General features: G+C 35.7%; 17 protein-coding genes and 2 pseudogenes. 10 read left to right on the top strand and 9 right to left on the bottom strand.

All coding sequences use genetic code 11. The annotated features are described in order from the left end of the window. The first annotated feature begins 9 nt into the window (after window positions 1-9). Window positions 10-513 (top strand): GNAT family N-acetyltransferase, encoded by a 504-nt coding sequence (locus AAG068_RS14600; RefSeq protein ID WP_342714790.1) that lies wholly within the window; start codon window positions 10-12, stop codon window positions 511-513. Between the two features lie 107 nt (window positions 514-620). Here AAG068_RS14600 and lsrF read toward each other — a convergent pair whose 3' ends face one another. Genes lsrF through AAG068_RS14580 form a run of 4 tightly spaced genes read right to left on the bottom strand, consistent with a single transcriptional unit; the run spans window position 621 to window position 4,293 of the window. Further along, window positions 621-1,403, bottom strand: a complete 783-nt coding sequence (gene lsrF / locus AAG068_RS14595; RefSeq protein WP_000219778.1) for a 3-hydroxy-5-phosphonooxypentane-2,4-dione thiolase — start codon at window positions 1,401-1,403, stop codon at window positions 621-623. A gap of 6 nt (window positions 1,404-1,409) precedes the next feature. Further along, window positions 1,410-1,772: a cupin domain-containing protein gene (locus AAG068_RS14590; protein ID WP_000909986.1), complete on the bottom strand. Its 363-nt coding sequence runs from the start codon at window positions 1,770-1,772 to the stop codon at window positions 1,410-1,412. Between the two features lie 26 nt (window positions 1,773-1,798). Then, window positions 1,799-3,361: an autoinducer-2 kinase gene (gene lsrK / locus AAG068_RS14585; protein WP_342714784.1), complete on the bottom strand. Its 1,563-nt coding sequence runs from the start codon at window positions 3,359-3,361 to the stop codon at window positions 1,799-1,801. Beyond that, on the bottom strand, window positions 3,361-4,293 hold the full coding sequence (locus tag AAG068_RS14580) for a sugar-binding transcriptional regulator (RefSeq protein ID WP_342714783.1): 933 nt from the start codon (window positions 4,291-4,293) through the stop codon (window positions 3,361-3,363). The genes lsrK and AAG068_RS14580 overlap by 1 nt, the downstream gene beginning before the upstream one ends. Window positions 4,294-4,490: 197 nt before the next feature. Here AAG068_RS14580 and AAG068_RS14575 point away from each other — a divergent pair, with 197 nt between their 5' ends. The 4 genes from AAG068_RS14575 to lsrB are packed head-to-tail and all read left to right on the top strand — an operon-like array spanning window position 4,491 to window position 8,948. Further along, entirely contained in the window at window positions 4,491-5,972 is a 1,482-nt protein-coding gene (locus tag AAG068_RS14575; protein ID WP_342714782.1) for a sugar ABC transporter ATP-binding protein, read from the top strand. Continuing rightward, on the top strand, window positions 5,969-6,922 hold the full coding sequence (locus AAG068_RS14570; RefSeq protein ID WP_342714781.1) for an ABC transporter permease subunit: 954 nt from the start codon (window positions 5,969-5,971) through the stop codon (window positions 6,920-6,922). Before AAG068_RS14575 ends, AAG068_RS14570 begins: the two co-directional genes overlap by 4 nt. After that, complete coding sequence (locus AAG068_RS14565) at window positions 6,919-7,908, top strand: ABC transporter permease (protein WP_342714780.1); 990 nt, start codon at window positions 6,919-6,921, stop codon at window positions 7,906-7,908. Before AAG068_RS14570 ends, AAG068_RS14565 begins: the two co-directional genes overlap by 4 nt. Next, a complete protein-coding gene (lsrB, locus tag AAG068_RS14560; RefSeq protein ID WP_342714779.1) occupies window positions 7,905-8,948 on the top strand; it encodes an autoinducer 2 ABC transporter substrate-binding protein LsrB in 1,044 nt (347 codons plus the stop codon). The genes AAG068_RS14565 and lsrB overlap by 4 nt, the downstream gene beginning before the upstream one ends. Before the next feature lie 46 nt (window positions 8,949-8,994). Here lsrB and AAG068_RS14555 read toward each other — a convergent pair whose 3' ends face one another. Continuing rightward, window positions 8,995-10,497, bottom strand: coding sequence for a malate:quinone oxidoreductase (locus AAG068_RS14555; protein WP_208735688.1), 1,503 nt, complete (start codon window positions 10,495-10,497; stop codon window positions 8,995-8,997). 381 nt (window positions 10,498-10,878) lie between these two features. Between AAG068_RS14555 and AAG068_RS14550 the strand changes: the two genes are divergently transcribed. Then, the gene (locus AAG068_RS14550; RefSeq protein ID WP_342714778.1) at window positions 10,879-11,925 is read left to right on the top strand and encodes a DUF2332 domain-containing protein; all 1,047 of its coding nucleotides are present in this window, start codon (window positions 10,879-10,881) and stop codon (window positions 11,923-11,925) included. A 133-nt stretch (window positions 11,926-12,058) separates the two neighbouring features. On the opposite strand, the gene AAG068_RS14545 is transcribed toward AAG068_RS14550, so the two are convergent. From AAG068_RS14545 to AAG068_RS14530, 4 genes and pseudogenes are all read right to left on the bottom strand, one after another. Beyond that, on the bottom strand, window positions 12,059-12,406 hold the full coding sequence (locus tag AAG068_RS14545; protein WP_342714777.1) for a short-chain dehydrogenase: 348 nt from the start codon (window positions 12,404-12,406) through the stop codon (window positions 12,059-12,061). Between the two features lie 126 nt (window positions 12,407-12,532). Beyond that, window positions 12,533-13,015, bottom strand: a complete 483-nt coding sequence (locus tag AAG068_RS14540) for a hypothetical protein (RefSeq protein ID WP_342714776.1) — start codon at window positions 13,013-13,015, stop codon at window positions 12,533-12,535. 245 nt (window positions 13,016-13,260) lie between these two features. Further along, a pseudogene (locus tag AAG068_RS14535) lies at window positions 13,261-13,560 on the bottom strand (GNAT family N-acetyltransferase); the annotation flags it as partial. A 34-nt stretch (window positions 13,561-13,594) separates the two neighbouring features. Next, window positions 13,595-13,975: a VOC family protein gene (locus AAG068_RS14530; RefSeq protein WP_342714775.1), complete on the bottom strand. Its 381-nt coding sequence runs from the start codon at window positions 13,973-13,975 to the stop codon at window positions 13,595-13,597. Between the two features lie 179 nt (window positions 13,976-14,154). On the opposite strand from AAG068_RS14530, the gene AAG068_RS14525 reads away from it, so the two are divergent. The 4 genes and pseudogenes from AAG068_RS14525 (at window position 14,155) to AAG068_RS14510 (ending at window position 18,279) form a co-directional block, all read left to right on the top strand. Further along, window positions 14,155-14,646: a nitroreductase gene (locus AAG068_RS14525; protein WP_342714774.1), complete on the top strand. Its 492-nt coding sequence runs from the start codon at window positions 14,155-14,157 to the stop codon at window positions 14,644-14,646. A 156-nt stretch (window positions 14,647-14,802) separates the two neighbouring features. Then, the gene (locus AAG068_RS14520; RefSeq protein ID WP_342714773.1) at window positions 14,803-15,564 is read left to right on the top strand and encodes a glycosyltransferase; all 762 of its coding nucleotides are present in this window, start codon (window positions 14,803-14,805) and stop codon (window positions 15,562-15,564) included. Between the two features lie 299 nt (window positions 15,565-15,863). Beyond that, entirely contained in the window at window positions 15,864-17,366 is a 1,503-nt protein-coding gene (entB, locus tag AAG068_RS14515) for a cell wall-binding protein EntB (RefSeq protein WP_342714772.1), read from the top strand. A 229-nt stretch (window positions 17,367-17,595) separates the two neighbouring features. After that, window positions 17,596-18,279: pseudogene (locus AAG068_RS14510) on the top strand (hypothetical protein). Window positions 18,280-18,284 lie beyond the last annotated feature (5 nt).

Raw genomic sequence — 18,284 nt, 5'->3', positions numbered from 1 at the left:
GTTATCGCTATGACAGCTGTTTTTAAAGATATGGCGTTCCAGTTAAAAACGGAACGACTCGATCTGAATATGTGGGAGGAATCTGATGCAGTCTGGCTGAGAAAATTAATTAGTGAACGTGGTGTGGACATGCCAACCATTGAATCTGTTCGTAGCTCTCTTATCGAAATGCGCAAGAAAGCAACTGAAAATGGCATTTCTCTTCTTACTATACGTAGGCGAGAAGAAGGGGATTTTATCGGATACTGTGGCTTAATCATTGGTCGTTCCACGCTTGAAGAGCCAGAGATTGCATATGAATTGTTTCAACATGCTCATCGCAAAGGTTATGCGACAGAGGCAGCATCAGCAGTGCTTGAGGCAGCGATTGCTACGGGTCGTCATAGACTTTGGTCTACTGTAGGTGCTTGGAATACGGCGTCTTTCCGGGTATTAGAAAAGATAGGATTTAAGCGGCATCACAGTACGTTTGGTGAACGTGGTGAGATTGTTTGGAATGTGCGCGATTTGTAGATTAAATTCAAAACAATGAAAAATGTAAAAGAAAGCCCATATGTTAGATTCCTCAGTAATCTAACATATGGGCTTTTCTTTTAAATGCAATAGTTTGTTCGTTTGTTTTAATTTTTTACATCTTCATATAATTGGAGAGCCTCTTTCACATTCAATCCGTTTTTCACAATGCCATGTATTGCTTGGATCATGGCAGCAGGATGTTCAGATTGCCATATGTTTCGGCCCATGTCTACGCCGATTGCGCCTTCTTGCAGTGCATTGTACGTAATGTTTAATGCGTCTTCAATTGAATCTAGTTTTGGACCACCAGCGATTACGACTGGGGCAGGGCAAGTACTCGTTATTTTTTCGAATCCTTCGCAGTAATACGTTTTAATAATGTCAGCTCCCATTTCCACGCATACGCGGGAAGCGAGTGCTAGAAAGCGTGCTTCACGTTTTTGCAATTCTTTTGCAACAGCAGTAATACCGAGTACTGGTAGACCGTAATCGTGAGCTTCTGAAACTACATTTGCGAGATTTGATACGGTTTGTGTTTCATAGTCTGATCCGACGAAAACAGAAACGCCGACGCCAATTGCGTTTTGTTTTACTGCCTCTTTTACAGGTGTAACAATTGTTTCATTCGCTAAATCTTTACCGACGACAGTAGCTCCGCCTGATACACGCATAACCATCGGTGTGCTGCAGTTTTCAGGAATACAGGAGCTAAGTACACCACGCGTTAAAAAGAGGGAATCAGTGTAAGGAAGTAAGTTTTTAACTGTTTCAAGTGGCTGTTCTAGCCCGTGAATTGGTCCTAAAAAGTAGCCGTGATCTATCGCTAACATAACCGCTCTTCCATCAGGTAAAATTGTATTTAATCGATTTTTAAATCCCCAAGTCATTAGAAATCACTCCTTCGTTAATGTTGGATTTTCCGTTTGTACCGTATCTTTATTTGGTAAATGTGGTGACTTAATAAAAACTGCTTTAAAAGGTTTGTCAGAATGGTTAATAAGATAGTGAGATTCATGAGGGCGGACTTGCAACACATCGCCTTGTTTAATCGGAACTCTTTCGTTATTCACATAGAAATCAATTTCACCTTCTAATGCATAAAAGACTTCCTCGCACGTCGTATGATAGTGATTTTGAAACTCCTGCCCAGGCTGAATGACAACAAGGCCAAGATCAATATTCGGACCTTGTATTAAATATTTCGGCCCATTATCACCAAAGCGATAGGAGAAGTCATTTTCATTCGCTTTTAACATACTTTTTCACTCCCTTATGTAATGTGTTACAGAGCACCAGGCGCAATCCACATATGTGAGGTGAGCCCTTTATCAGCTAAAGCGAGTTGACTGTCATACACAGTTTTCCATGTTTCATAGAATTCTTTATATAGTTCATGATTTTCAGTAATTGGCTCGAATGTGTGCTCCCACTGTACAAACTGTTCAGCAGTTTCTTCCATAGATGAATATATGCCTGCGCCAACTCCAGCAGCAATCGCAGTTCCTAACGCAGCTGCTTCTTTCACAACCGGTACTTTCACAGGAATACCAAGAACGTCCGCTAGAATTTGTGGCCATAGTTTTCCTTTAGCAGCACCGCCAGCAAAAATGACTTCAGAAGGGAATGTTCCTGTGAGATTTTCTATTAATTTTAAATTGCCAAGTGTAACGAAGGCAGCATTTTCCTCAATAGCACGGAACAGTTCTTTCTTTCCACATTTGTCAGCATCTAAACTTAAATTTAAAAAAGAAGGTGCGGCATGACGCCAAGAAATGTAGTTCATTACGTTTGAAAAAGTAGGAATAATACCATGTGAGCCGACAGGTACGTCTTTCGCTTGTTCTTCTAATAAGGCATAAGCATCTACACCGAGTTTGTCAGCAAGTTTCTTTTCCTCGTGGCAAAAAGCGTCTCGAAACCAGCGCATAACAAGCCCTGGAAAAAAGGCAATCGTTTCGTATTGCCAAAGGTTAGGTATAACGTGACAATTTACTCGAATGGAAGCATGTGGATCTGTTTTTGGTTCTGTAACATTTACTTCTTGTTGCCAAAAACTACCTCCGCATATTAACGTTTGATTAGGCCTAACTACTCCTGTTCCGAGTGAGGCCATTTGAGCATCTCCGCCCCCGGCGACGACAGGAATTCCTTCACATAATCCAGTTAATGTTGCACACTCTTTTGTGACGGTACCAATTACTGTACCAGCTTCATTTACTATTGGTGAAAATGGCAACGTTAAACCGCACTCAATAGCGACATCGTTATCCCATACTCTATTTTGCAGGTCAAAAATACCGGATGTACATCCGTTTGAAGGATCAATTTGTAGTACGCCGCTTAGTTTATATAAAATCCAATCGTTTAACATCGTAAAAGAATGAATATTACTATAGACGTCTGGTTCATGTTTTTTAATCCAAAGTAGGCGAGGTAAAGCACCTAATGAAAAAGTTTGACCAGATCTAGTATATAAATCTTCTTCAAGATGTGACCGTATTTCTTTTAGCTCACTAACTTCAGCAGATGCACGTCCATCAACATTTGCGCAAGCCCATATCTCTTGCCCACCTTTATCATATAAAACAAAACCTTCTCGCATACTAGTAGCGCTAATAGCTAGAATAGAAGAGGGCGTGACATTACTTCTTTGTAAAACTTCTTTCGTGCACTGTTGTACTAGCTTCCAGTTTTCTATTACATCAAAATTCATAGAACCTGGGTAACGAGGGTCCGTGTTATGAACCCATTCTTTTTGACTAACCGCAATTTGATTACCTAATAAATCAAAAAGAACAGCTCGAACGCTTCCTGTACCAGCATCAAAAGCTAATAAATGAGACATTAACAATCACCATCCTTTCGTAATAAGGAGAGGGCCGTTTCCTCATCGGTAATTAATGTATGAATGAACTTTCCTTTTAAGGCACCATAAATTGCATCTATCTTTTCTATACCTCCAGCAACACCAACGACATGTTTCATTTTGCGCAGAATTGTGAGCGGCGTACCAATTAGTCGATTATGATGTGGGAGCTTTAATAAATCACCATTCGTATTGTAAAACTGTCCTAAAATATCACCAGCTCCGTTTTGACTACGGATATATGTCATCTCACGTAACGTTAACTTTTCTTCCTTTACAATCGTAGCGTCTTGAGATAACCCTCCAATACCGACAACTGCTGTATGTGCAAGTGAAGCGACATGAAGCATATCTTTTACACTCGGTTCTGATAGAATACTTTGTGCCATTTCGGTTGTAGATGCTAGAAACGGCGTAGGGATAATGTGAAGATCGCCTTGCATGTAGTGTAAATAGTTTTGTTTTCTTGGGAGATAGTGATTTACTCCGCCTGTTAGCGTTACGATTGAAAGATTAATAGAACTTTCAAAATGAATATTTTCTAGCATTTTGCTAATCGTTTCGCCCCATCCAATGCCAAGTAAATCACCTTGCTGGAGCTGAGTTTCTAAATATTGTGCAGCAGCTTTTCCGAGAGAAGCGTGATAATTGTTTATTGGAGTAGGGATAATAAAAGCATCTTTTAAGTGGAATTTTTTCATTAGGTCACGCTCAATACTTAAACAGTGTAAACCAGTTCCTTTTACGTGAAATGTAACGATGCCTTCACTGCGTGCCTTATCTAATAATCGGACAACTTTATTTCTTGAAATGTGAAGAAGTGAAGCAATTTCCTGTTGTGTTAATTGGTCTTTATAATAGTACCAAGCTACTTTAGTTAATAAATTCTCTTCAAAGTTCAGCTGTGTCATACTCTTCATCCCTTTCAACAATTGACCACTGCTTAAACATATGTGCCATATATTTTGTTTATTCCAGTTGAAACGATTAATTGTCTGGTGAAAAAATTGTTCTAGATATGAAAAAAGGAATATACAATGCTACAAAACAAGTAGAACAAATAATCATTTTCTCAAAAAATGTTCTGAATAGAGGTAGGTGACATCATGTGGAGAGCGTACCCTTATTACAAGTAAAGAAAATGAGTAAGGCGTTTTCAAATCAACTTGTACTAAAAGAAGTGAACTTACAAGTAGAGCGTGGCGATATATACGCTTTAGTTGGAGGAAATGGTGCTGGAAAATCAACATTAATGAAAATATTAACAGGGTTATATTCGTATGATAGTGGAGAAATGTATGTAAAAGGAATGAGGAAACAGTTTGTAAATCCGAAAGAAGCACACCGAGACGGGATTTACTTAATACCACAAGAACCCCTCATTTTTCCGCATATGACCATTGAAGAAAATATATATATCGGACTAAAAGGGAAGAAAAAGGAATTAAAAGTAAAGATTCAGCAATTGATGGAAAGTTTAGGGTGGGATATTGACCTTAAAGAACTAGGAGGATCACTATCCATTGCGCAGCAACAGTTAGTAGAAATCGTTAGAGGATTAATACGGGAAGCCGAGATTCTTATTTTAGATGAGCCAACATCGACATTAACAACTCATGAAATAAAGAGTCTTTTTATGCTGATGAAAAGCTTACAAGAAAAAGGAATTGGAATGATATATATTACGCATCGCTTTCCAGAAATATTTGAAATTGCGAACAAAGTAGCGATATTACGTGATGGAATGATTGTAAGCCAAGGTGATGTATGTGACTATACATATGACATGCTAATGGAGGGGTTATTACCGAAAGGGTATAAACAAGAAGAGAAAAGAGAAGTAGTGCAAGAGACAAAGGAAACGAAAAGAATATTAGAAGTCACTGATATAACGAGTCACGCATTCGAAAATATATCATTTACTGTACATGCTGGGGAGATTGTAGGTATTGCTGGCATTGTTGGATCAGGCAGAACGGAATTAGCAGAAGCCATATTTGGATTGAAGTCTATAAAATCAGGTTCTATTTTATTAGAAGGAAAATCAATTGATTCATGCTCTTTGCATAAAAGACTTAGCGAAGGATTAGTTTATGTGCCAGAGGATAGAGCAAGAAATGGGATTTTCTCAATTGCATCAGTTAAAGAAAATATGACTGCAGCAAGTTTACATCAGAAGAGTCGTTTTTTCATTAACCAAGAAAAAGAAAGCGCTTTAATGAAGTCGTATATAGAACAGTTTCGAATTGTTGTACGAAGCATGGATGAAGTTCTAGCATCTTTATCGGGAGGTAATCAACAAAAAGTCGTGCTGGCAAAATATCTTGCGTGTAATCCGAAAATTATTATTCTTGACGAACCGACTCGCGGAATTGATGCGAAAGCAAGGATTGAAGTATATGAGACGATAGAAAAAATGAAAAGGGAAGGGCTCGCGATATTATTAATCTCTTCCGATGTTGAAGAAATCGTTCAATTAGTAAATCGTGTATATGTAATGCGAAATGGACAATTTGTTTCTCATTTAGAGAAACAAAATATGACTGTAAATGAAGTTACACGTCTTGCATACGGAGGTGTAACGGAATGAAACGTATGTATAAAATGCACGAAACATCTATCATACTATTATTACTCATTTACATTGCCATTGTCGGAATGATAAATCCAAGTTTCGTTCAGCTTAACTCGTTATCTTTAATGATAAAATCAAGCGTGATTTTAGTCGTGCTAGCAATTGGCCAATCGTTTGTCTTATTTACGAAAAATATAGACGTATCAGTCGGTTCAATTATGGGATTAAGCGCAGCTGTTTGCGGAATGTTGTTAACGGATGGGGTTAGTGCATTCTTGTCTATTACTGTTGCTGTCATACTTGGAGCTATTATCGGTTTCGCAAACGGGATTGGTGTTGCGAAGTTTCGGGTACCAGCTATTATTATGACATTAGGTATGTTAGGGGTCATTAGAGGTGCGATGTTAATCTTCACAGGTGGAAAGTGGATTGAAGATATACCAAACGATTTTAAGCAACTGTCATCGATCGTCATACTTGGTTTGCCGATAATTGTATGGGTTGTTCTTATTATTTTACTACTACTATACTTCTTTTTAAGGAAAGTGCCATTCGGAAGATACTTTTATGCGGTAGGTGATAATGAAGATGGCGCGAGACTCATTGGTATACCTGTTAATAAAGTGAAGATATATGCATTTATGATTTCAGGCATAAGCGCTGCGCTCGCTGGTTGCATATTTGTTATGAATATCGGATTCGTTCCAAATCAAACAGGAACTGGGATAGAACTACAGGTTATCGCAGCTGCTGTACTAGGAGGAGTTCATTTAAAAGGAGGAACGGGTTCTATAGTTGGAGCTGCATTAGGAGCGATATTTTTAGAGGCGATAAGCAGTTCACTCGTATTTTTAAAAATACCAGCATTTTGGAATAATGCTATTTCAGGTTTCTTATTATTAATAATTGTCATATTAGATAGTGTTATGAAAAAGTGGAAGGCAGAAAAGAGGATGAATCTATGAAGTATTTATACAGATGGGAAGGTGTTCTAATCGTATTACTTCTTTTAGAATTCATTCTCTTTAGTTTTATAAATAGTGATTTCTTAAATATTAGTAATCTCCTTTTTAGTACAAACGATTTCCTCTTTATCGCAATCGCGGCGATACCAATGACTTTCGTTATTGTAACAGGAGGAATTGACGTATCGGTCGGCTCCATAATGGGGCTAACTTCGATCTTAATCGGTGTGCTTTGGATGAATGGAATACCTATTTTGCTAGCGGTCATAATAGCTCTTATAATCAGTTGTTTAGCAGGAGCTTTAAACGGAATCATTATAAAAATGACAGATGTAGAGCCACTTGTCGTTACACTCGGAACGATGTTTTTATACAGCGGAATTGCACTCGTCATTTCAGGAGGGGCAGGTGCTTCTGGATATGAAGGGATAAGTGGTTTACCTGATACATTTGTACAACTGGCAAACGGTAATTTTATAGAAATACCGAATTTATTATGGCTACTGATTATCTTAACGATTTTATGCACTGTATTGTTTCACCGTACTATTTATGGGCGCCACGTAAAATTAACAGGTGCGAACGAAAATGCAGCAAAATATACTGGGATCAAAACGAAAAAAGTAGTCATCATCGCTTACATACTTTCCGGGTTAGGAGGTGGATTAGGGGGCGCTTTCTTAACTGCATATTTCGGTTCCGCACGTGCTGATATGGGAAGTGAAACGATTTTACCAATCATTACAGCAGTCGTATTAGGCGGGACACTTATTACAGGGGGAAAAGGAAGTATTATCGGTACTGTACTGGCGAGTATTTTTATTGGAGTCATGCAGTATGGCTTACAAATGACGGGTTTAACAAATGAACAATCTAACGTAGTTATTGGTATTATTCTTATTCTTTCAGTTATTATGAGACATTTCAAATTACATCAATTCACACCGTGGAAAAGAAAGAACTTGCATAAGGGGGAAATGTCATGAAGAGAAAACTGGAGATTGTATTCATTGTATGCATTTGTTTAATCGGTTTAGTCGCTTGCTCTAGTCAAACAGCAGATAAGAAAAAGGCAGATGATGTGAAATTTGCATTCATTCCGAAATTAACTGGAGTCGGCTTCTTTACATCGGGCGGTGAAGGAGCAAAAGAGATGGGTGATAAGTTAGGCGTACAAGTGAAATATGATGGACCGTCTGAAGCAAGCGTATCAGGGCAAGTGAAATATATAAACAACTTTATTAATCAAAACTATGATGCACTTATGGTCTCTTCTACGTCAGTAGATGGTCTATCACAATCATTGCAACGTGCTAAGAAAAAAGGGATGACTGTTTTAACATGGGACTCTGATGTCAATCCGAAAGACCGTTCATTTTATATAAGCCAAGGAACACCAGATCAACTTGCTAATTTATTAATTGAAATGACTTCTAAACAAATTGGAGATAAAGGAAAAGTAGCATTCTTTTATTCTAGTCCAACAGTAACGGATCAAAACCAATGGGTAACGAAAGCGAAAGAAATTATTAAAAAGAAATATCCAAACTGGGAAATTGTAACGACTCAGTACGGTGAAAATAATGCGCAAAAATCGTTATCAGTAGGGGAGAACATATTAAAAACATATCCAGATATTAATGCAGTCATTTGCCCGGATGCAACGGCACTACCAGCGATGGCACAAGCGGCTGAAAACTTGAAAATGGATAAAAAAGTTGTTGTAACTGGCTTCTCTACACCAAACGTTATGCGTGATTACGTAAAACGAGGAACAGTACAACAATTTGGATTATGGGATGTAAAACAGCAAGGTGCACTCGCAACGTATGTAGCAAATGAAATAGTAGTAAAAGGGAAGAAGCTAAAAGTAGGGGATAGTTTCGAAGTAAAAGGAATCGGAAAAGTGAAAGTAGAGCCAAACTCCATCCAAGGGTATGATTATGAGGCAGAAGGAAACGGAATTATCGTATTGCCAGAGCGGGTTGTATTTACGAAAGAGAATATTGATAAATATAATTTCTAGTAACGAAAAAACGTCCGAATATATCGGACGTTTTTTCATTTCTTCATTAGTTATGAACTGTTTCTTTTTCATTTAATCCAAGCGTACGACCTGTAGAAGTGTGTAGGTCTTGGAACAATCTTGGATTTTCTGTTAGTGAAATACCGTAAGAAGGAATCATTTCTTTTATTTTTCCTTCCCATTCGACCATGCGGCTTGGGAAACATTTTTCTAACACTTCAAGCATGACATGAACGGCAGTAGAAGCACCTGGTGATGCGCCAAGTAATGCAGCAATTGATCCATCAGCCGCACTAACAACTTCAGTACCGAATTGAAGTGTACCTTTACCGCCAGCATCAGTATCTTTAATTACTTGTACACGTTGCCCAGCAACTACAATATCCCAATCTTCACTTTTTGCGTTCGGAATGAATTCGCGTAATTCTTCCATACGTTTTTCATGTGATAACATAACTTGCTGAATTAAGTATTTTGTTAATCCCATTTCTTTTACACCAGCAGCTAACATCGTTAAGACGTTATTTGGTTTTACAGAACCAATTAAGTCAAGGTTTGAGCCAGTTTTTAAGAACTTAGGAGAGAACCCTGCGAACGGTCCAAATAGTAAAGCTTTTTTATTGTCTATATATCTCGTATCAAGGTGAGGTACAGACATTGGCGGAGCGCCAACTTTAGCTTTACCGTATACTTTCGCATGATGTTGCTCGACAACTTTTTGATTTTTACATACCATAAATAGTCCACTTACTGGGAATCCACCGATATGTTTTGATTCAGGGATACCAGTCTTTTGCAGTAGAGGTAGACTCCCGCCACCGCCGCCGATAAAGACGAATTTTGCAGTATGATGTTCAATTTTACCACTATTCATATCGTGTACTTTTACTTCCCACAAACCATTCTTCGTGCGTTTAATATTTTCGACACTATGTTTGTAGTTTAGCTCGACATTTTTCGTTTGTAAGTAATCAAACAACATACGAGTTAATGCACCGAAGTTAACATCTGTTCCAGAGTCAATCTTCGTTGCAGCCATCGGTTCGTTAGATGTACGTCCTTCCATAATGAGTGGAAGCCATTTTTTTAATGTTTCAGGAGCATCGGAAAATTCCATACCTTGAAACAGTGGATTTTTTGAAAGCGCTTCAAAACGGTTTTTTAGAAACTCAACATTTTTTTCACCTTGTACTAAACTCATATGAGGTAGAGGCATAATGAAATCTTGTGGATTACGAATTAATTTACTTTTTACAAGATATGCCCAAAATTGTCTTGAAAGCTGGAATTGCTCATTCACTTTTACAGCCTTACTAATATCTATAGATCCGTCAGATTTTTCGGAAGTATAGTTCAGTTCGCATAGCGCAGAATGCCCTGTACCTGCATTATTCCATTCGTTAGAGCTTTCTTCCCCGGCACTTGCGAGTTTTTCAAAAACTTTAATTTCCCATTCAGGTGCTAATTCTTTTAGTAATGAGCCTAACGTTGCACTCATAATTCCTGCACCAATTAAGATAACGTCTGTTTTTTGCTGCATGTTGCTCATGATAATCTCTCCATCCCCTATATTGGCAAAAAAGAGTAGGTGTTTTCTATGTCTAAGCCGTAAAAGAGAAACACCGCCTAGGCCCCACCTAGGTATTTACCTTTTTTGTCTCAATTATATAACCATCTCATACTCTATTATAATAATTAATAGACTAAAATATCTAGTGTTATCTGATAATTTTAAACTATTTAACGTTTTATTCGCCAAAAATCTTATTTAACAAGCTCTTTTAAGGTGGTAAATAGAAAAAAATTACAGTTTGAAATTATCCCGAAAAAGCTTACGTATACGAAAGTGGGTAGAATGGATACCTTTTTATGGAACTTTTGCCCTTTTAATAGTAAGATTATTCTGTGATATTAACGGGGAGGGATACCAATGCGTACACAAGAACAAATCGCAAACTTATTTCGAAATTTTTCAATAAAGGAATGTAAAGGGTCAAGTGACTTATATGAATACTTATCAATACAAATTGCTGAAGATGAGGAAGTACTTACACTATCTTCCTATGCTCAAGCAGGTCAACCAGTCCCAAACTTACTATTAGGAGCCGTACATTATTTATTACTAACAGGGAAAGAACATCATGTACAAACGTATTATAGTAGCTTAGTTGAAAATGTTAATACGGATTTAGACCAAGCTTTTGATCATTTTAAGGATTTCTGTAAAACGTACCGAGAAGAAATCATTACTTTATTACAAACGAAACTCGTTCAAACGAATGAAGTAAGGCGATGTGCGTACTTATACCCAAGTTTTTGTTACATATTTAATAAAGTGAAAAAGCCGTTAGCGTTAATTGAAATTGGAACAAGCTCTGGATTGCAATTGTTTTGGGACCAATATCGTTATTCGTACGGAACGGATGAAATGTACGGAAATATAAATTCAAATGTACATGTAACTTCTGAAATAAGAGGGGAGAATATGCCGCATTTTCTAAAAGAAAGCCCATCTGTCGTAGAAAGAATTGGACTGGACTTACATGTGAATGATTTACATAGTGATGAAGATTATTTATGGTTACGTTCACTCATTTGGCCAGAACATAAAGAAAGACTTGAAATGTTTGACCAAGCAGCATCTTTAGTGAAAAATGAATCCGTTCAATTAATAGAAGGCGACGGTGTAGAGCTATTGCCATCTATTATTGAGCAAATAAGTGAAGATGCTATAATCTGTATTTTCCATACACACGTCGCAAATCAAATACCTGAACAAGTAAAACATAAGCTAGAAAAACAAATACAAGAAATCGGCGCAAAACGTGATGTATTCCACCTATATAACAACATGTGGGATCGTGACCTTCATATTGATTATTATATTAACGGAAACGAATATCGTGAAACGGTTGGGGAAACAGAAGGGCATGGGAGATGGTTTAGTTGGAAGCTTGGGAAGGAAACGCTTATTTAGATTAATAGGGACACTTTCACATTTAAAAGATGAGGAAATAGGTTTAAGCATTGACTAAATGGCTAAGGAATAAATTTATTATTCATATACAAAAAATGCTTCGGAGAAATCCTAAGCATTTTTTGAATTACATTCAAATCCCATAATGAATCATGTACTTCTTTTCTGCTGCAGCTTGTGAAATTTTTGAAGCTAATTCATTCAGCTCATCAGATTTTTTGAAGAACTTTGAAGATGTAACTGTTTCATAGAAAATTGCTAATGATTCAGGAGGGATAATTGTAATCCCACAATAAGCTAAACCGTATTCCTGATTATTAACTGTATGAAAGTAGGTTTTCATAATTGATAAATTTTGACCTAAACTACTGATAATATCATCATCAACAGAAACACAATGATATTTCTCTGGTGTATAATCATTGTAACCTTTTTGAGAATCAAATTCCTCAATTATTCCAAAATCATGGACACATGCCACCGTTATCTTCCTTTCAAATTTAATAGAGTAAAATGTTCATTCGTTTAAAGGTAATAGAAATGGTTATGTAGTTAATTAGTATCATGCTTCATAAAATATCTTCGGTTCTTCTTTATAAAAAACAGTTTAATTATTAATAAACTCATCGGGAGTCCAAGTAGAGATATCATTACTAGGTGCAGCACCAACAAGCCAACTCTCACATTGTACACCAGCTTGCCAACATTCATAATCGTCATGAAAACCATTTACGAAAATAGTTTGCCCATTCCCTAATGTAATGATTAAATGAGGGCTTTCTATGCCGAGTTGTATATCTATAATTTTTTGTCTTCTCATTTCAAATACTCTCTTATATTCTTCTTCCTCAGTATAATCGTCAAATTCTTCTTCATTAGATGGGTACTTGTGGGGAGGATTATTAAATAAACACCATTTCGTTTCGATATTGATATATAATTGCCCCTCATAATGAACTGGATCGTGAAAATTTGTAAAATGAATCTTTATTGCGGCTGGAGAAACCCCAAATTGTAATCCATTAACTTGTGCTCCTACAAAGAGATTTTTTAACACGTTTTCAGCTTGAATTTTACCCTCTATATTCATTCTTAAAATCCTCCTTCCCTTAAAAATATAACTTATATTTTTATTGTAATAAATAAATCCCCATGTAAAATGAACCTTTTGTGAGAAACGGGCGAATATAGTGTGAAAGATCATGAGAAAGTTTTACTTTCGATGGTTGAATAGGGCGTAATATGTAAAGAAATGCTATGTTTAGTTCAAAAGCAGTATTTCTTTTTTATATAGTTAAATAATTATAATCAAAATCTCCTTAGGCAATCCATATCTTTTTCCCAGTACGCTGGCAAAATTATATATCCAATTGCAGCTTCTCTAACATTATCCTCGTTTACCGGAACATGTCCAAGACCAATATACTCGTTTGTAATAGAATCATATACTTTATAAGAGCCGAATAGTTGATGATTTTCATTGCGTTTTACTAGCCTTGTAAAGGCATTTTTCGCTCCATCTAACGGAATAGCGCGTTCGGTAATTTGCGCCATTATTTCATTATTAGATACGAGTTGGAAATATAAATTAAAATCTGTTTCTTTAAATTTAGCTTTTGTGTAATATTCCTCCAAACTAATTTTCACTTGTTCTTCAGAAAAAAGATAATTAAATCGTAATTTCAATTTGGTTACCTTCAGGATCACTTATCACACTTTCGTAATAGCCATCTCCAGTGAAACGTGGTCCATTTAATAAAGGATAACCATCATTTTTTAATGTTGTAGTTAATTCATTTACACGTTCTTCACTACCAACAGAGAAAGCCATATGAGCATAGCCAGTTATGTTAAGATTAGGCTCGTTTTCTATACCTTTTTTACGCATAATTTCAAGTCTTGCTCCAGATTCGAACGTAATAAAATAAGATTCAAATTGTTTCACTTCATTATGATATAAAGAGTTCGATTTACCATTAAAGTACTTCGTATAGAAAGAACGCATTAATTCTAAATCATTTACCCAAATTGCAATATGTTCTATTTTCATAGTTTTCACCAATCCTAACTTAACTAATTAGGCTTTCACTTTATAAAAATTGTTTTTGCATTGCAAGAATTTTGATTGGGTGTTGAAGGTGGTATTAATTTTTGGTTATTTATGAACATACAATGTGTAATTAAGTAAAGGAGCAACATAGTAATTAAAGAAAAAGGTGAGTGTAGCATATGAATCCATTTGAGCAAATGATGTACGTTGGTGTCATTATGTCTATTGTATTATCCGTAATGATTTTAGGATCTTTATATTATAATCCGCGTCTTTCGTTAACTGAGTATCCGAAAGATATTCAAAAGGTAGTGTTTCCAAAATCGATTCATGAAAAAAAGCAAACGATATACTTTAATATTGCATATAATGCTATTCTTTTCGGTACTCCTTTCGTTTCTACATATATATTACATAAACATGAAAAATTATTATATATTGATGCCTATTTACATACTTTTGGTATTTTAATGATTTTTAATTTAGTAGATTTGTTTATACTGGATTGGCTAATCTTTTGCTGGATTACCCCAAGATTTGTTGTTATTCCTAGTACAGAAGGCATGAAGGGGTATAAAGATTATAAGTTTCATTTAAGAGGGGCTATAGTCGGTACAAAATTTTTAGCGATCGTAAGTTTGTTTGTGGCAGGAATCGTGATAACTATATAGCATAAAAAGTATTGTTTCATTTTGTTTTGATAGTAGAATTCTAGGTAACTTTAATCAAACTAGTATTAGTATATTTTAAATTTTTATAATACAACCTCATAAATATTAATATGTGTTATATAGAGCGAAAATTCATTTTATAAAAAGGGGTGTGTCATGAAAGAAACGAATGAATCTTCTGGAAAAGATTTAAAGAAAGATATAAAGTTTTCTATTATAATCCCTGCGCATAATGAAGAAAAGTACATTGGAAAATGTTTAGATTCCGTTTCAAAGGCAGCGGAAGCATATAAAAATCAAACTGAAGTCATAGTGGTTTTAAATCGTTGTACAGATAAAACAGAAGAAATAGCAAAGGGGTATAACTGTATTACATTAAAAAATGACGATAAAAATTTATCAAAAATCCGAAATGCAGGAGCCGCGATAGCTACTGGAGAAATAATCATTACTATAGATGCTGATACGCAAATGACAGAGTCTTTTTTGTCTAACGTAGACAAATATTTAGTTTCAGGTAAATATATTGGCGGTGGGGTAACTGGTAAGTTTGAAAGAATATCTTTAGGAATATTTGTTTCCGCATTGTTAATAATAATTCCATTATTTTTTAAGTACGGGGCTATATCTGTCGGTATTTTTTGGTGCTATAGAAAAGATTTTATGGCGATTAATGGATTTAATGAAAATATGCTTATGGCAGAAGATGCAGATTTTGCAAAACGTTTAAAAGAATGGGGAAAACAACAAAATAAGAAGTTCGGTACAATAAAAAATGGAATGATAACTTCGTGCAGAAGATTTGATACATATGGAGATTGGACTTTAGTTAAAAATCCAAAAATAATCTTAGCGTATTTAAAAGGAAATGATAAAAAATATGCAGATAAAACATATTATGATAATCAAGAAAGATAACTGTAGAAATTCTTAAACAAATAGACTTTTGCTCACCTCATTTTATCCCGCTTTAATGGGCAGTAAGACCCCCACCTCAAAATTCAGCGAAAGCAAAGAAGTTAGGTGGGGGATGAACAAAACCCCCCCACTGATTAAAGTTTCACTTTATAATATATAGAATTAAAAATAAGAATTTGATAGTATTGGAGTAAGGAGTTTTAATAGCAGTATATTAAGTCGTATTAATATACTGCTGCAAATGCTTTCCTAATTTTATGGAGCATTTGATAGAATTCAAAAAAATAATGGAGGCTAATATGAAAAAAATAATTGGCGCAGCTACAGCAACAGTTTTTGGGATGGGGGCTTTTACCACAGTTGCTACCGCAGAAACAATCGTAACAGCAGATGTACTCAACGTACGTGAAAAACCGACTACGGAATCAAAAGTTGTCAAAAAAGTAAAAGAAGGAGAAAAGTTAAAGGTTACACATACGGAAGAAGGATGGTCCAAAATTGATTTAAATGGTAAAGAAGTCTTTGTAAGTGCGGAGTTTACAAAAGATGTGTATTATGTAACAGCGAATTTGTTAAATGTCCGTTCTGATGCAAGTACAGAATCAGAAATACTTGGCAGACTAAAAACAAATGATGTAATTGAATCAACGCATCAAGTAAAAGACGGTTGGTTACAATTTGAGTATAAAGGAAAAACAGCTTATGTTAATGTTTCTTTCCTATCAAGTACAGCACCAGTTGAAAAAACAGCTAAAGAGAAAACGAAGCAAGTAGCGAAAGTACACAAAACAGCTAAAGCTAAGGATGAAGTTAAAGCACAAAAGATAGCAAAGCCTAAGGAAGAAGCGAAAGTACAAGAAGTAACAAAGCCTAAGGAAGAAACGAAAGTACAAGAAGTAGTAAAGCCTAAGGAAGAAGCGAAAGTACAAGAAGTAGTAAAGCCTAAGGAAGAAACGAAAGTACAAGAAGTAGTAAAGCCTAAGGAAGAAACGAAGGTACAAGAAGTAGTAAAGCCTAAGGAAGAAACGAAGGTACAAGAAGTAGCAAAGCCTAAGGAAGAAGTGAAAGTACAAGAAGTAGTAAAACCTAAGGAAGAAACGAAGGTACAAGAAGTAGTAAAGCCTAAGGAAGAAACGAAAGTACAAGAAGTAGTAAAGCCTAAAGAAGACGTGAAAGCCCAAGAAGAAGCAAAAGCTAAGGAAGAGGCCGAAGCAAGAGAAATAGCAAAGGCTAAAGAAGAAGAGAAAGCAAGAGAGATAGCAAAGGCTAAAGAAGAAGAGAAAGCAAGAGAAATAGCAAAGGCTAAAGAAGAAGAGAAAGCAAGAGAAATAGCAAAGGCTAAAGAAGAAGAGAAAGCAAGAGAGATAACAAAAGCTAAAGAAGAAGAGAAAGCAAGAGAAATAGCAAAAGCTAAGGAAGAAGAGAAAGCAAGAGAAATAGCAAAGGCTAAGGAAGAAGCAAAAGTAAAAGAAGAGTCTAAAAATAACATACAGTCTGCTAAACGTGAATTAACGGTAGTAGCGACAGCATATACAGCGGATCCAAGTGAGAATGGTACTTATGGTGGACGCGTTTTAACTGCGATGGGGCATGATTTAACGGCTAATCCGAATATGAGAATTATTGCAGTTGATCCGAAAGTAATCCCATTAGGATCTAAAGTTTGGGTAGAAGGTTATGGAGAAGCTATCGCTGGTGATACTGGAAGCGCCATTAAAGGAAATCGTATTGATGTTTTAATGGGTTCAAAAAGTAAAGCTATGAATTGGGGAAGACAAACTGTTAAAGTTAAAATTCTTTAATAAATATAGTAAACTAGATAGAAGTCAGTTCTCTTAATTGAGACTGGCTTTTATTTTAGAGTAAATATGATTGATATCAGGAAAGAAAAACTAAATATATTATCTATCAAATCATTTACTATGTATTTTTACTCGTAATAGTGTAATTAAGTTTAAAGTATAGGTGTATTCTAGTGTTAGTTTTATTTATAATGAATTGGATTAGATCTATTTAAAGCGAGGATAGAATATGACAACAGAATTATATGGCGCACATTGCAATGGGTTGAAAGGGTATAGAGTAATTGAGGGGAAAGATTCCTATAATCATTAATTTGGTAGTGAAGATTGCAATTTGCCAGTATGTAAGTTATGTAGTGAGAAGATGCATCAAATTCTCTGTTTTGATTTAAAAGATGATAGACTTACTGAACTTAAAAGTAATGAACTAAATATTTTACCATTCGTTTCATGTTTGAACTGCGCGATGGTGTGGGAACCGCAATATTTTCAGTTAAGTGATGGAGGTAAAACAATTCAAATCATACAGCAGCAAAATACAGAAGAATGGATAATGGAAGAGGAATATAAGTTACCAGTTTCATTACCAAAAACAACGGTAAAGCTTATAAATATGAAAAATGATGACATACCTATAGATGAAGATAGTTACTGGGAAGCTTTTGATTTGTTCGGTTCTGAATATGTATGTAGATTATTAGGGGCACTATTATATGATGACCTTCCAGAGAATTCGGCGTGTCCAAGTTGTTCTAAAGAGATGAAGTATGTTGCTACAATTACACAAGATATCGAAGAACGCGGACTGATTTCAGTAGTTGATTTCCAGTTTGGGGAAATGAATATATACTATTATTTATGTAAAGATTGTTCAATTATAAAAACTGAAATACAAAGTACAAAACAAGACTAACATAT

This window comes from Bacillus paramycoides, from assembly GCF_038971285.1.
In the GTDB taxonomy this organism is placed as follows: domain Bacteria; phylum Bacillota; class Bacilli; order Bacillales; family Bacillaceae_G; genus Bacillus_A.
This window is presented reverse-complemented; position numbering and strand designations above follow the sequence as displayed.

Bases quoted from the DNA above. Each gene is read 5' to 3' on its own strand.
- AAG068_RS14600 (WP_342714790.1), top strand. From the start codon at position 10: ATGACAGCTGTTTTTAAAGATATGGCGTTCCAGTTAAAAACGGAACGA.
- lsrF (WP_000219778.1), bottom strand. From the start codon at position 1,403: ATGACTTGGGGATTTAAAAATCGATTAAATACAATTTTACCTGATGGA.
- AAG068_RS14590 (WP_000909986.1), bottom strand. From the start codon at position 1,772: ATGTTAAAAGCGAATGAAAATGACTTCTCCTATCGCTTTGGTGATAAT.
- lsrK (WP_342714784.1), bottom strand. From the start codon at position 3,361: ATGTCTCATTTATTAGCTTTTGATGCTGGTACAGGAAGCGTTCGAGCT.
- AAG068_RS14580 (WP_342714783.1), bottom strand. From the start codon at position 4,293: ATGACACAGCTGAACTTTGAAGAGAATTTATTAACTAAAGTAGCTTGG.
- AAG068_RS14570 (WP_342714781.1), top strand. From the start codon at position 5,969: ATGAAACGTATGTATAAAATGCACGAAACATCTATCATACTATTATTA.
- AAG068_RS14565 (WP_342714780.1), top strand. From the start codon at position 6,919: ATGAAGTATTTATACAGATGGGAAGGTGTTCTAATCGTATTACTTCTT.
- lsrB (WP_342714779.1), top strand. From the start codon at position 7,905: ATGAAGAGAAAACTGGAGATTGTATTCATTGTATGCATTTGTTTAATC.
- AAG068_RS14555 (WP_208735688.1), bottom strand. From the start codon at position 10,497: ATGAGCAACATGCAGCAAAAAACAGACGTTATCTTAATTGGTGCAGGA.
- AAG068_RS14550 (WP_342714778.1), top strand. From the start codon at position 10,879: ATGCGTACACAAGAACAAATCGCAAACTTATTTCGAAATTTTTCAATA.
- AAG068_RS14540 (WP_342714776.1), bottom strand. From the start codon at position 13,015: ATGAATATAGAGGGTAAAATTCAAGCTGAAAACGTGTTAAAAAATCTC.
- AAG068_RS14530 (WP_342714775.1), bottom strand. From the start codon at position 13,975: ATGAAAATAGAACATATTGCAATTTGGGTAAATGATTTAGAATTAATG.
- AAG068_RS14525 (WP_342714774.1), top strand. From the start codon at position 14,155: ATGAATCCATTTGAGCAAATGATGTACGTTGGTGTCATTATGTCTATT.
- AAG068_RS14520 (WP_342714773.1), top strand. From the start codon at position 14,803: ATGAAAGAAACGAATGAATCTTCTGGAAAAGATTTAAAGAAAGATATA.
- entB (WP_342714772.1), top strand. From the start codon at position 15,864: ATGAAAAAAATAATTGGCGCAGCTACAGCAACAGTTTTTGGGATGGGG.